The organism is Amycolatopsis jiangsuensis (assembly GCF_014204865.1).
In the GTDB taxonomy this organism is placed as follows: Bacteria; Actinomycetota; Actinomycetes; order Mycobacteriales; family Pseudonocardiaceae; genus Amycolatopsis; species Amycolatopsis jiangsuensis.
In genome coordinates this window covers 3,427,683-3,441,326 of record NZ_JACHMG010000001.1, presented here as the reverse complement: position 1 = coordinate 3,441,326, position 13,644 = coordinate 3,427,683, and the positions used below count along the sequence as shown (strand labels likewise).

11 protein-coding genes are annotated in these 13,644 nt (G+C 69.1%); 6 read left to right on the top strand and 5 right to left on the bottom strand.

Features of this window, described 5'->3' with window-relative positions; all coding sequences use genetic code 11:
• The first annotated feature begins 5 nt into the window (after positions 1–5).
• A complete protein-coding gene (locus BJY18_RS15110) occupies positions 6–767 on the top strand; it encodes an HAD family acid phosphatase (RefSeq protein ID WP_184780583.1) in 762 nt (253 codons plus the stop codon).
• A gap of 58 nt (positions 768–825) precedes the next feature.
• Here BJY18_RS15110 and BJY18_RS15105 read toward each other — a convergent pair whose 3' ends face one another.
• The gene (locus tag BJY18_RS15105; protein WP_312873851.1) at positions 826–1,737 is read right to left on the bottom strand and encodes a chitinase; all 912 of its coding nucleotides are present in this window, start codon (positions 1,735–1,737) and stop codon (positions 826–828) included.
• Positions 1,738–2,595: 858 nt separating this feature from the next.
• Complete coding sequence (locus BJY18_RS15100) at positions 2,596–3,024, bottom strand: MarR family winged helix-turn-helix transcriptional regulator (RefSeq protein ID WP_184780582.1); 429 nt, start codon at positions 3,022–3,024, stop codon at positions 2,596–2,598.
• A gap of 55 nt (positions 3,025–3,079) precedes the next feature.
• Here BJY18_RS15100 and BJY18_RS15095 point away from each other — a divergent pair, with 55 nt between their 5' ends.
• Positions 3,080–3,403, top strand: a complete 324-nt coding sequence (locus BJY18_RS15095) for an antibiotic biosynthesis monooxygenase (protein ID WP_184780581.1) — start codon at positions 3,080–3,082, stop codon at positions 3,401–3,403.
• A gap of 593 nt (positions 3,404–3,996) precedes the next feature.
• Here BJY18_RS15095 and BJY18_RS37750 read toward each other — a convergent pair.
• Positions 3,997–5,616 (bottom strand): bifunctional NAD(P)/FAD-dependent oxidoreductase/class I SAM-dependent methyltransferase, encoded by a 1,620-nt coding sequence (locus tag BJY18_RS37750; protein ID WP_184780580.1) that lies wholly within the window; start codon positions 5,614–5,616, stop codon positions 3,997–3,999.
• Between the two features lie 1,078 nt (positions 5,617–6,694).
• Between BJY18_RS37750 and BJY18_RS15085 the strand changes: the two genes are divergently transcribed.
• A complete protein-coding gene (locus BJY18_RS15085) occupies positions 6,695–7,600 on the top strand; it encodes a LysR family transcriptional regulator (RefSeq protein ID WP_184780579.1) in 906 nt (301 codons plus the stop codon).
• A gap of 665 nt (positions 7,601–8,265) precedes the next feature.
• On the opposite strand, the gene mptB is transcribed toward BJY18_RS15085, so the two are convergent.
• Positions 8,266–10,122: a polyprenol phosphomannose-dependent alpha 1,6 mannosyltransferase MptB gene (mptB, locus tag BJY18_RS15080; protein ID WP_184780578.1), complete on the bottom strand. Its 1,857-nt coding sequence runs from the start codon at positions 10,120–10,122 to the stop codon at positions 8,266–8,268.
• 100 nt (positions 10,123–10,222) lie between these two features.
• Here mptB and BJY18_RS15075 point away from each other — a divergent pair, with 100 nt between their 5' ends.
• A complete protein-coding gene (locus BJY18_RS15075; protein ID WP_184780577.1) occupies positions 10,223–10,882 on the top strand; it encodes a response regulator transcription factor in 660 nt (219 codons plus the stop codon).
• Positions 10,879–11,931, top strand: coding sequence for a sensor histidine kinase (locus BJY18_RS15070; RefSeq protein ID WP_312873850.1), 1,053 nt, complete (start codon positions 10,879–10,881; stop codon positions 11,929–11,931). Before BJY18_RS15075 ends, BJY18_RS15070 begins: the two co-directional genes overlap by 4 nt.
• Before the next feature lie 222 nt (positions 11,932–12,153).
• Here the strand turns inward: BJY18_RS15070 and BJY18_RS15065 are convergent, their stop codons facing one another.
• Positions 12,154–12,558, bottom strand: coding sequence for a VOC family protein (locus BJY18_RS15065; RefSeq protein ID WP_184780576.1), 405 nt, complete (start codon positions 12,556–12,558; stop codon positions 12,154–12,156).
• Between the two features lie 110 nt (positions 12,559–12,668).
• Between BJY18_RS15065 and BJY18_RS15060 the strand changes: the two genes are divergently transcribed.
• Positions 12,669–13,640: a helix-turn-helix transcriptional regulator gene (locus BJY18_RS15060; RefSeq protein WP_184784627.1), complete on the top strand. Its 972-nt coding sequence runs from the start codon at positions 12,669–12,671 to the stop codon at positions 13,638–13,640.
• Positions 13,641–13,644 lie beyond the last annotated feature (4 nt).

The window sequence follows — 13,644 nt, the reverse complement described above, 5'->3', positions numbered from 1 at the left end:
TTGCCGTGTCCCGTTTCTCCGCTCTCGTCAAGCTCGCCGCCGCGGCGGCCGTCGGCGCCACCGTGGCGGGCGGCGCGACCGCGCTCGCCGGATCGGACGACGTGACCGCCGCCCACGGCCGGGAACCGGCCAACATCGGCCAGGTGAAGAACGACGTCGAAGCTTACTACGGCGACTACCTCGACGCCTCGGGCAAACACCAGTACTCCGACACGAGCCGGTTCACCGCGGACACCAAGCGGGTGGTCGCCGACGCGAAGCGGAAGCTCACCCACCAGCTGGGCCGGGTGGACGACCCGGCGATCGTGCTCGACGTCGACGACACGTCCGAGGTGACCTACGGCTGGGAGGCCGACAACGACTTCGGCTTCGATCCGGTGAAGCAGCAGCAGGCGATCGACGACGGGACGTTCACCGCGAACAAACCGGTGCTGGAGCTGACGAACTGGGCCGCGCAGCACGGGGTGAAGGTCTACTTCCTCACCGGCCGCACCGAACCGCAGGGCCCGCAGTCGCTGAAGAACCTGGCGAACGAGGGCTACCCCACGCCGGCCGGCGCGTACTTCAAGCCGGCCACGACCGCGCCGGACTACCTGCCCTGCGGTCTGGACTGCGACACCGTGCAGTACAAGTCCGGAACCCGCGCCCACATCGAGTCGACCGGCGCGACGATCGTGCTCAACGTGGGTGACCAGTTCAGCGACCTCGAGGGCGGCCACGCGACGTACCCGGTGAAGTTGCCGAACCCGATGTACTACCTGCCCTGATCTCGGCGGCCGCCCGGGTCCCTCCGTCCACTTCGGACCCGGGCAGCGTTCGTCTCCGTCAGCCGCGGTACCCGGCGAAGATCTTCGCGAACTCGTAGGGCTGCTGGGAAATGTTGGTGCAGCGGTAAAGCGCGCCGGTGCAGGCGTTGGCGTCCCGTCCGCCTTCCCAGAACGACAGCATGCCCAGGTGCACGGTGCCGGCGAAGTCCACGAGCGCTGTCGCGTCCTTCTGGTAGAAGATCTCGTTCTGGGAGTCGTTCACGCCCAGCATCGGGGTGACACCCAGCTTCTTCCAGGCGTCCGCATCAGACAGTCCGAGCGTGGACTTGAGTTGCGCCTGAGTGGCCTTCGCCGCGGAGATCGCGTTGGCGCCCTGATCGCCGGCACCCTGGTAGTAGTCCATCGCCATCACGTTGACCAGGTCGAGGTTCACCCCCGCCGCCTTGGCCGCGTTCACGACCCCGAGCCCGTCGGAGGTCAGCCCGTCCGGCAGCACCGGCAGGGTCAGCGAGATCTTGAGCTCCGGATCGGTGTCCTGCACCAGTTTGAGTGCCTGCGAGCGCCGCTGGATCGAGGCGGTGTCGGCCACCGCCGCCCCCTCGATGTCGATGTCGATGTACTTGAGCCCGTAAGCCTCGACGACCGCCGTGTACTCGGCCGCGAGCGCCGAGACGTCCGTGCAGGCCTGGGCGAGCTCGATCCCGGAGGCGCCGCCGAAGGACACCTTGACGTCCCCGCCCGCGTCGCGGATCTTGGCGATCTCGTCGGCCTGCCACCCGGCGCGCGGGTCGTAGGCGTTGAACCAGCTGGCCTTGCACCCGGCCGAGGTGACGAATCCGAGAGTGAACCCCTTGACCCCGCCCTGCGCGGACATGCCGGACAGGACCGGCGTAGGCCAAGCCCCCATGTCGACGTAGGGCGCCACCACCACCGGCGCCCCTTCTGCCTCCGGCGCCACTGACGCTGCCACCCCATCCACCTCAGCCACGGGCGCTCTCTCCGCTGGAGCCGCCACTGGCCCCTGCGGCACTCCCTCCGCCGAGGCCGCCACCGTCCCCTGCGACACCACGCCTCCAGTCGAGGCGATCAGCAACCCACCCAGCACACCGACCATCATCCGAAAAGAAGTGATCTTCATCCGGAAACCTCCACAGCGCGAACGAGGAGAACGGGAGAACCTTGTCCAAGTGGTATAGACCAATATGACCGGAGAGGTCATCGTCCATTCGGATGCCAAACCGGTCAGCGTCCCGCTCACCGGGAGGTACCCGCCCATGCACACCGAGCCCATGCACACCGAGCCCATGCACGCCGAGCCCATGCACGCCGAGCCCATGCACGCCGAGCCCATGCACGCCGAGCCCATGCACGCCGAGCCCATGTACACCGAGCCCATGCACACCGAGCCCAAGCCGCGCGCCGAGGTCCGTAGCGAGACTTTTCGACAGTTTCGACGTCTCTTGCCCAGTTCAACTCCGGTGCGCGCTCGCCACAAGCGGTCATTCTGCCGCCGTCACGCACGCACTGTCTTCGTCCGTTCCGATCCGGTCTCGGCGATTTCCGGGCATGTTCGCTGCCTGCTCGATGACGTTCCGTCCGCTGCGGCCGTCAGACGCCTGTTGTCGTCGGTACCGCTTCCGTGTCGCTTGCTTCCCCGCGCATTCGCGCGACCCGCCAGAAGTTGCCGTCGCGGCGATCCGTCACCTGTTGCTGTCGCGTGGTTGCTGCCTCCGACGCCGCCTGGCTCTACCCGAGGTCTACCTGCGCCGCCCGACGACCCGGTCAGCGGTTGCAGTCGCGCACTCGCTGCCACCCACTGGCTTTCCGCCTAGCCGAGGTTCTCCGCGCACGCCTGAAGCAGCCCGGCCAGCTGTCGCCGTTGCGGATCGGAAATGCCGGTCAGCATCCGTTCCTCGACTTCCGCGACGAGCCGGTGCGCCCCTTCGAGATGAGCCTCCCCGGAGGGTGTCAGCGTCACTGGCCGCGCTCGCCCACCGGACGCCTCCGCGGCCACTGTGACGAGTCCGGCCTCCTTCAAGCCCTTGAGCACGTCGCGCAACGACTGCCGCGTGACGAAACAGCGTCGCGCGAGCTCCGCCGACGACACCCCGGGGTGCTCGGCCAGCGCCTGCAACACCGCGTACTGCGACATCGACAGCCCGATCGGCCGCAACTGCTCGTCGCACGCCTGCCGTAGCGCCTGCTGTGCCCGCTTGAGCAGATACCCGGCCCGATCGAGCGTCCCGACTTGAGTCATGACAGGAACCTTACAATATTCGACTAAGTAAGGAACCTGTCGCGAGGAGGACGTCGTGCCCACCACCATCGAGCCGCAAGCCGAACTGACCACCTTGGTGAACGTCTTCACCGTCGCCCCGGAGCGTCAACGCGAACTGGTGGACACCCTGACCGTCGCCACGGAAAAGCTGATCCGCCACCGCGAGGGATTCATCTCCGCGAACATCCACGCCAGCACCGACGGAACCCGCGTCCTCAACTACGCCCAGTGGTCCGACCCCGCCGCCCACCAGGCCATGCTCGACGATCCGGAGTGCCTGGACCACCTGGCCGCGGCCGCCGCACTGGCAACGTTCGACCCGCACGTGTACACCGTCGATTCCGTCCACCACGCCTGATCGCACCTGTCGATCGTCACGCCGTCCACCAAAAGACACATTCCCCGGCGCGTTGAAGAGCCGTGGACATAGATTTCGAAGACCTGCTCGCGATTGGCCGATGGTCCGTCGAGACTGCCGCAACGTCAGCTGATCTGTGCGGCCGAGAGCCGCTGAACGGATGCGCCTCCTGCCGAAGCCCTACCCCTGAGGTTTCCGTGACGAGGGCGTCTTTGTGGCTTGCCGGGCTGCTCGCCTCGACGACTCGCTGTCGGCCCCACACCTACCGCCAGGCACCAGCAGCCTGCTGACCCGTAGGAAACCGTTGCCCGACTTACCTGCGTCCCACCTCGGCAACCACTGCAGTAGCCACCCAGACGACACCCGCTGCGATCCCCGCCCGACCGAACACGGACCGTCGGATCCCGTTCGCCCGGCCACGGACCGTCGAACCCCGCTCGCCCGAACACAGTTGTCGAACTGGACGCGCTGGGTCACGGATCGTCGAATCCCGCTCGCCCGGTTACGGATCGGCGTAGCCGCTCGCCCGGCCACGGGGTCGTCAAAATCCGCCGCTCGGTCGCGAACCGTAGAAGCCCGCGACCGAGCGGCAGTCACCTCCGGCGAGCCACCAGCACACTGTCGCTGAGGGAGACTTCCTCGCCCTCCGGGCCGGTCGCCGTCCGCGCGCGCGTGTCGACGGTTACGGAATCCCACGAACCGTCGAGTGTTTCGGCCACTTCCTCGGCGGTGAAGAGCATGTCCGGGCGGCCGAGGGTGGCGTGCAGGCCCGAGGGATGGTGGCCGACCACGAGCAGTGTGCCTCCCGGGGCCACGGCGTCCGCCAGCCGTGTGAACGCCGGTACCCGAGCGGCGGGCGGAATGTGCAGAAAGTGCGTGGTGGCGAGCTCGAACTTCCGGTCGGGCTGCCAGGTCGCCAGGTCGGCGACGACCCATTCGATGCGGTCGGCCACGCCCAGCTTCTCCGCGCGCGCCCGGCCCCGTTCGACGGCTGTCGATGAGAAGTCGACCGCGGTGACCTGCCAGCCTTGCTGCGCAAGCCATACCGCGTCGCCGCCCTCGCCGCAGCCGGCGTCCAGCGCATGCCCGGGCATCAGGCCGGCAGCCTCGGTGACCAGCTGCTCGTTCGGCTGCCCGCTCCAGATCCCGGGCTGCGTGCGGTAACGCGCTTCCCACGATTCCTGGTCGTCCGGCGGCGCCGCATGTCCTTGACGCGCACCGACGGCAGCGGCGACCGCACGCTCAGTCCGGTGGGAAAACGGTTCGCCGCTCCGTCGTACCGCATCGGCGACCTCCTCCTTGATGAGGTCCGCGTTGATCGCCGCGCCGGCCGCGAGTCCGGAGCTCGCCGAGGCCGACACCTGCGCCATCATGGTGGCGACGTTGCCGGCGAGCCACACGCCCGGCACGGAAGTGGCACCCGACGCATCGGCGGGTACGGAATCGCCGACCACGTAGCCGTTGATCTCCACCGGCTCCGGTCGCAGCCCGAGGGGAGCCAGCAACTCGGCGCGGGCGGTGAACCGCGGCGCGATCGCCAGCGCGTCCCGCGCCACCACCTCGCCCGACTCCATCCGGACGCCGGTGAGGTGGTCGTCCGATACTTCGAGTCCGGTCACGAGCCCGTCCACGACGTGAATACCGCGTGCGGCGAGTTCCGCCAGCGCCGTCGCGTCGAACGCGGGCGCCGTGTGCCGGAAAACGACGACGTCATCGCTCAGCTGCCGCCACATTTGCGCCTGGTGCAGGCTCATCGGGCCGGTCGCGAGAATGCCGATGGCCTGGTCGCGCGCCTCCCAGCCGTGACAGTACGGGCAGTGCAGCACGTCGCGGCCCCACCGACGCTGGAGCCCGGCCACCTCGGGCAGCTCGTCCTTCAGCCCGGTCGCCACCAAAAGGCGACGCGCGCGAACCGTCCGGCCGTCGGCCAGGCCGACCGCGAAGTCACCGTTGTCGCGCCGGTCGAGCGACGTGACGGTCCCGTTCACCACTTCGCCGCCGTAGCCGGCCAGCTCGGACCGTCCGATGGCGAGCAGCTCGCCCGGCGGCGTGCTTTCGCGCCCCAAGTAGTTGTGCACGTGCCCGGCCGGCGCATTGCGCGGTTCGCCGGAGTCGACCACCAGCACCGACCGCCGCGACCGGGCGAGTGCGACCGCCCCGCTGAGCCCCGCCGCGCCGCCACCGACCACCACGACGTCGTACTTCTCGTCCACTGGTTCCTCCTGTTGCCGTCGTCTCCTGCGGACTATCCGGGGAAACCAGAAAACTGGCAAAGAGGTTTGCGCAAACCGCAAAATTTCGCCGCTACGCCGACCCCAGGGCCGCCGGGCGCCGTTGCCTGCGGGACGCGACGAAGCGTCAACCGCTGACCACGTCTGCGACGCACGCCGGTTTCAGAAGGCGCACCCACCGCTGGCGCTTCCCCAACTGCGGCGACTGGCGCAGCACGGGAAGCCGACAACGCAGGCGGTCCGCTCTACGCGAACAGGCCCAGCTACCACGGGAAACTCCGCACCTGACGCGGTCGCGGACCCAGCCGACCCGTCACAGTCACCTGCCGCAGCCGCAGCCGCAGGCCATCGCCGCAGCCGCCGCCTCCACCTCGTCGCCACAGAACGGCGACGGCTGCCCCGGCCAGGGCATTGCCGCTGGATGGCGATGGCTGTGCCGGCCAGAGCGTTGCCGCTGGATGGCGACGGACGCTCTTCCGCCACTACTGAACAGAAACGCTGCCGGTGATCACGGCCAGTAGAGCAACCCTCTCTCGCGACTGGCGACAACCGCAGGCAACCCACCCGAGTACGCATGTACTTGCCGGGCAGCAGCGGCCGCGGAATTCCAAGTACCCGCGGTTGTGCCGGATGGGTGCCGTGTACGGCAACCCCACCGACCGGAAACCACCTTTTCGTGGCTCGACGTCGATACCCAGCGTGAGCTGTCCACAGGTCATTGCCTGCGCGATGAGCGGTCCGGGCGGCCAGCACCGTCGGGCGCCGAGATAAGTCGGCAAGACGGATGTGCCCAGCTCAGCGGGACCGTCGCCGAAAAACGGCACCATCGTGAGCCGGTCCAGCCCGGCCTGTCACCGGTAGGTGCAGAGCGCTGTCGAAACCGTGCGCGGTGCCCCCGCCGTCTCGGCGCGAAAGTCTTCGAGACTGGTCACTCCGGCTGACATGAAGCGAACCCGATCCACACGTCACCACTGCACAGACGCACGAGTCCACGGACCGAGACGCACTCCGCTTCCGTAGCAATCACGTATTCTGATCGTCGCAGGTCAAGGAGGGATTCATGGAACTGCGGGCGCTGCGGTATTTCGTCACGGTCGCGGAGGAGTTGCACTTCGGCCGTGCCGCTGAGCGGTTGCACATCGTTCAGCCGGCGGTCAGCCAGCAGGTCGCTCGGCTCGAGCGTGAACTGGGCGTGCGGCTGCTGGACCGCTCACCTCGCACGGTCCGGCTCACCGACGCCGGCAACCGTGTGCTGGCCGCGGCGCGCGAAGCCCTTCAGGCCGTCGATCGAGTGCGCGCTGCTGCCGGGCCGCCCACCGGCACAATCCGGATCGGCACTGTTCCCGGACTCGCCGCCCGTTTGCAACGTGGAATCGACACGTTGCGGCGGCTGGGCCCGTCGTTCGAGACGGTGTTGGTCGACCTTCCACTCCCCGAACGGCTGGCCGCCCTACGGCGCGGCGACCTCGACCTGGCATTGGCCCGCGGCGTCACGCAAGCGGAGGGCCTGCGGGTCTCGCTGGCGTGGACCGAACCGCTGCACGCCGTGGTTTCGGTTCGCCACCCAGCGGCGAACCGCAGGTCAGTGCGCCTGACGGACCTGACAGAGGAGGTCCTGCGCCTCCCCTCGCCACGATCGGATCCCGCGCTGCACGAAGCTGTGAAGACGGCTCTGCGCGAGGTGGGCTTCACCCCGCGCGAAGGCCGCCCGCTGGGAACCGTCGAGGACACCATGGTCGAGCTGGGCGTGAACTGGTGCAGCTGGGCACTGTTGCCCGCCGGTCAGGTGAGCAGCATGACCGGCACCGTGCGTGCGCTGCCTCTCGATCCGCCCCTGGAAATCCGAGGCACCGTGCTCGTCCTCGACGACGGGCTCACGGACCAATGCTTGTCGCCAGTCGTAGACGCCTTCCGCGACCCAGCCGCTCTCGCACATCCGGCTCCCGAGACAGCCGACTTGGCGTAACCCCCGCTGTGGCCGAAGTCTTTCATCGGATTCGGCGCCCATCGGCCACGGTCACGTCCGCGCGTGCCACAACGCGCCGCCCGTCACACCCCGGCCGCCACGACCGGTAGCGACAGTCGCCCGCAATCGTTGTTAGCGCGCAACTGTCGCCGAGTTCACCGCGGAGAAGTCAACGACCACAAGTAGCTGCGGTCGAATTCGCAACTTTCGCCAGTACGCCGCCGACACAGCAACTGCCAGGACAACGACCGAACCCACGGCCTTCAGCCTTGGGGACCCGTAGCCGGACCCGGGCAAGCCTCCCTGGCGCACCCACATGGATTCGCAGAGGTGGCGGCCACCCGTGAACACTCGCGGGAAGATCGAGCCCGGCCTGAACACCTGACGCGCCCTGTCGAGATGACATCGTCCCCCGCGCGACCGTCCGGGACCCCGGACGGTCGCGCGTCGGAACGGCACCCAAGCCAGCGCGCCCCGATTCGAGGCGCGCGACCCAGCTCGAGGTCCCGCTCGAGACCCGCCCGAATCGAAAACCCGCCCGGATCGAGACCCGGCCCGGATCGAGACCCGGCCCGGATTGTGAGCTGGCCAGGATTGTGATGTGGCCCGGATCGAGACCGGCCGGATTGTGACCCGGCCCGGTCCCCGCCTCCAGCCGCAGGAAGTCAGCTAACCTCCAGATGCCGCTGCAGTACAGCCGCTTCCGCGCGTAGCTGTTCGGCCTGCTCGGCGCGGCCCAGCCGTTCGTACTGTTCGGCCGCTTCGGTGCGCTCGCGTACCTCGTTCTCCACGATCGATCGCACGTCGGCGTCGGTGAGGTCGCGGCGTGGGACCTCGGCCGCGCCCAGTCCGACTGCCACGCCCGCCACCCGTTCGTTTCCGACGGTCGTGTCCACGGTCGGACCGACCGGCACCGCCTCCGCGTTGTCGATCGCCGCGAGGGCGGAACGCAGTGCGGTGACGGCGGCCCGGTCGCGGCTTTTGAGGGCGACTTTCAGGTCGTCACGCAGGTCGGCGCGCATCGCTGGACTTTCCCATCCGGGTGAAGAAACTCTGAACTCTGCTGATCCCGAAAGCCTAACAGGACGACCGGCCCGCGAGCGCGCGATTTTTCCGTGCCACATACCGGCTCCGACCGCGATCGAAGCCACGAACAGGACCGCGAATCCCCACGGCGGCAGCTGGCTTTTGCCATCCGGATGGCTGCCTATCACCAGCCAGGCCGAAACTCCCGCGACGACGGGAAGGACAGCGCGGGAACTCGGCCATCTGACTGCCGCGCCGAGCGTCAACGGCCAGCTGAAGTACCACGGCAACGTCACCGGCGAGAGGAGCACGGTGGCCAGCATTGCCCCTGCCGCCCCGCGGATCGCGGTCGCGCCACCGCGGCGCGACCGCCACCACAGCACGACGACCACCGCGGCGAGCACGAACCATCCGGCCGTCCGGAACCCGGAGACCATCTGCTCGGTGTCCACACCGGACACCATCATGGCGGCGACCTTCCCGAGTGAAGTCGGCACGGACAGCAGTGGCTCCAGCACCATGTTGCCGTCCAGCGCGGAAAGCCACCCGAGGCTGACACCAGCGACCGCGCTGCACAGTCCGAAGGAGACGACCACTGTGGACACGGCAGCGGTTCCGACGCGCAGGAAATGCCTCCACGTCAGCCTCCCTTCGGAACGATGCGACACCCAGACCCAGACGAGGAACGGCAACGCCACCGCGGCTGTTACTTTGACCGCGGCCGCCATCGCCACGAGGGCGAAGCCACGCACCGGAAAACGGGCGAGCACGAGTGCGGTGCCCGAGGCCAGCAGACCGACCATCAGCAGGTCGTTGTGCCCACCGGAAACCAAATGCAGCAGCACCAACGGGTTCGCTGCGGAAATCCACAGTGCACTCGCCGGCCGCCCGCCGAGGTGTCGGCACAGCTTCGGCATCGCGAGACACAGCAACCACAGCCCGGCTGTCAGTACCAGCCTGGTCAGGAACGCGCCGAGGAGCGGATTGTCTCCCGCCAGTCCCAGCACGCTCTTGATGATCAGGATGAACAACGGTCCGTAGGGTGAAGGAACCGACAGCCAGTGCCCCGCGGCGTTGTCGATGACCGCGCCGGACAGCTCGGCCGGCACGTGTGAGTACGGATCGAGACCGGCCTGCGCGACCGCGCCCTGCGCCAGGTACGTGTACAGATCAGTGCTGAACAACGGCGGCGCGACAAGGAGCGGTGCGGCCCACAGCCAGACAGTCCGGCGCATCTCCTGCATGGTCGACATACCCGCTTGGACGAGGTGTCCCAATCGGACCCAAGCCGCGAACAGCAGTCCCATACCGACGTAAACCACCGCGGTGGCGGGGGTTTTGGCCGAGCCGGTCGCGTCGGGAAGCAGCCGCGTGAGCACGGGGTTGTTCAGCAGCGTCGCGCCCGCGCCGAGCGCGCCCAGCGCGATCAGGCCCATTCCGGCGAGCCCGAGCCGAGTGGCGAACCGGTGCGGTGTGCATCTTCCGGCGAAGATCATGAGACAGGTCTAGCCAGCAGCCGGTGCGCGGCCGTTAAGATCGGCGCTTATCCGATCTTTATCCGGACGGCGGTGTAGTGGTTCTCGTGGGGACAACCTGATGCGGATACTCGTGGCGGAGGACGAGCAGCTGCTGGCCGACTCGCTCACCGAAGGTCTGCGGCATCTGGGCATGGCGGTGGACGTCTGCTACGACGGCGACGCCGCGCTCGAGCGGGTGATGGTGCACCGGTACGACGTGGTCGTGCTGGATCGCGACCTGCCGCTGGTGCACGGCGACGAGGTCTGCCGCAAGATCGCGGAGAGCGAACGCGAAACCCGGGTGCTGATGCTCACCGCCGCGGCCGGTATCCGGGACCGGGTGGACGGGCTGGGGCTCGGCGCGGACGACTACCTCACCAAGCCGTTCGCTTTCGCCGAACTCGTGGCGCGGGTGCACGCGCTGGCCCGGCGGGCGCTGGCGGCGCTGCCGCCGGTGCTCGAGTGTGCCGGCGTGCAGCTCGACCCGGCGAAACGGTTCGCGTCCCGCGACGGGCGGCCACTGTCGTTGTCCCCCAAGGAGTTCGCCGTCCTCGAGGTGCTGTTGCGGGCGCAGGGGCGGGTGGTCAGCCCGGAAGAGCTGCTGGAGAAGGCATGGGACGAGCACGCGGATCCGTTCACGAACACGGTGCGGGTCACGGTGATGACGCTGCGGAGGAAACTCGGCGAACCGGCGGTGGTCCGGACGGTGTCCGGCGCCGGCTACCAGCTTGGCGAGTGAGCCGGGCCGGTGCGTCGCTGCGCGGACGGATCGAGCTGGCGTGCGCGGGCGCGGTGCTGAGTGGTCTGCTGCTGGCCTACGCGTTGCCCGAGGCGGTCCGGGTGCCGCTCGGGACCTTCGTGAGCAGCGACATGTGCCCGAAGACGACCCGCTGCCGCAATACCTGGGGTGCGCTTGCCTGGCTCGCGCTGCTGATCGTGATCGTCGTGGTGCTGGTCGTACTCGGCCGCCGGGTCGCCCGCTGGGTGCTGCGGTTGCTGCCGGATCTCGTCTCCACCATCGAGCAGCTGGGCCCGCAGAACCTCGGCCAGCGCGTGCAGCTGGACCGGCTCGAAGGCGAGATCCGTGAGCTCGCCGCCGCCGTGAACGCCCTGCTCGACCGGGTGACAGTCGGCTTCGAGGGGCAACGGCGGTTCGCCGCCAACGCCTCGCACGAGCTCCGAACGCCGCTCGCGGTGCAGCGGACGTTGGTCGAGGTGGCCATGGTCACCGGAGGCGGTGGTGCGGACGTCAGCCGGCTGGCTTCACAGCTGTTGCTGGTGAACGAGCGCAACGAGCAGTTGATCGAGGGCCTGCTCGTGCTCGCCGAGGCCGACCGCGGACTGCCGGGCACGGTGCCGGTGCGGCTGGACGAACTCGTCGGCTCGGTCCTCACCTCGTACGCCGACCGGTTCGCCGAACGCGAACTCACGGTGACCCGGACGCTGGCCGAACGGACGGTTCCCGGCGATCCGGTGCTGCTGGAGCGGCTGATCGGCAACCTCGTGCAGAACGCGATCAAGTACAACGACCAGGGAGGACGGGTCGAGGTGGTGGTCGGCGTGACGCCCGCGTTGACGGTGCGCAACACCGGCGAACGGGTGCCCGCCGAGGCGGTCCCGTCGCTGTTCGCCCCGTTCCGGCGACTGTCGGCCGACCGGATGAACCACCGCGCCGGCTCCGGCCTCGGGCTGTCCATAGTGCACTCGATCGCCGCCGCGCATCACGGCACGGTCAGTGCGGTGCCCGGCGCGGACGGCGGGCTCGACGTCGAGGTGAAACTGCCCTGATCGGGTTCGGCGGGCAAGGGGCACGGATTCGAGCGGGCCACCCTGCGCGGCATCGCCGACCCCGACCCGGGCCGGGCCGACCTGGCTCGACCCGGGCCGCGGAGCCCCGACCGGGCAGGCGACGAGCTTCCAGCGGCCGGCGTCCGGGTTCGCGCGGCCGTCACCACCGCGACCGCGGTGTCCAGCACCCCCGCTGCACAAGCACAAGCACGACGACGAACTTCAGCGTGCCAGCCGAGCGCGTGCCTCGTCGGTGACCGGCGTGAAGAAGTTCACCAGGTTGCCGTCGGGATCGCGAAACAGCAGCGAACGGTTCCCCCACGGCATCGTGGTCGGCGGCTGCACGACCTCGGGAGCGGGCGCGAAACCGGACAGCCTCTCGTGCTCCCGGTCGACGTCGTCCACCAGGAACTCGAGCAGCACGGTCCGGTTCGATCCGGGCACTGCCGCGCCGGGGCCGAACAACGCCATCGTCTCGGCGCTGCCGATCGCGAGCGTGCAGGACGCTCCCACGAGCTCCGCGAACTGCGGGGCGGGCCGGCGCGGGACGATGCCGATCGCCTGTTCGTAGAACCCGGCAAGCCGGTCGACGTCGTCGGTGATGATGCGGACCGAGGTGAACTGCACGGTGGATCCTTCCGGTACGAGAGGGGCCTTCCGATGACGCCCTCCGGGAACACCGGTCACGCTAGAACCGATAGTGGACAGATTCCGCCCGGTATTGCGATGATTGCATGGTGACCCGGCCCATTTCCCGCGTACTGGCCCTGCTGGAGATTCTCCAGGGCGGGGGCACCCGGACCGTCGCCGAACTCGCCGGCCGGCTCGACGTGGACGAGCGCACGGTCCGTCGGTACGTCGAGCACCTCGTCGACCTGGACGTGCCGGTCCGCTCGGTGCGCGGCCGCTACGGCGGATACCGGCTGGCTCCGGGTTACCGGATGCCCCCGTTGATGCTCACCGGCGAAGAGGCTCTCGCGGTGGTGCTCGGTCTCGTCGCCGGCCGGCGGGCGGGGCTGATCGCCACGTCGGTCGCGGCCGCCGAGAGCGCGGCCGCGAAGGTGCGGCGGGTGCTGCCCGAACCGCTCGGCCGGCGGCTCGACGCGCTGCTGGACGTCGCCGGCTTCACCACGCCCGTACGACCGGCGCGCACCACCGAAGCCGAGGTGCTGCTGACGGTCGCGGAAGCCGCACGGGATCGGCGTCCGGTGGAACTCGGCTACGTCGCTGGTCACGGGCGTGCCAGCGAACGGGTCGTGCACCCTTACGGCGTCGTCGCGCACTCCGGACGCTGGTACTTGACCGGCCACGATTCCGGAAGCGGCGAGGTGCGCACGTTCCGCGTCGACCGCATCACGACGGTCCGGAAGTGCGCCGGGGAGTTCACCGCGCCGGCCGGTTTCGATCCGGCCCGGCAGGTGCTCACCGCGATCGCCGAGGCGCCGCACCGGCACGAGGTGTCAGTACGGGTCCGGACGACGGCCGGGCAGATCCGCCACGTCCTCCCGCCGGCCATCGCCACTCTCACGGAACTCGACAGCAGTTGGGTGCGGATCCGCATCCGGGCGCAGCGCCTCGACTGGATTCCGTCGTCGCTCGCCACGCTGGACTGCCCTTTCGTCATCGAAAAGCCGGACGCCCTTCGTGACGAGGTGCGGGAGCTGGCCGGGCGGCTGGCCCGCCACGCCGAGGCGCGCCCGGAGAGCTGAATAC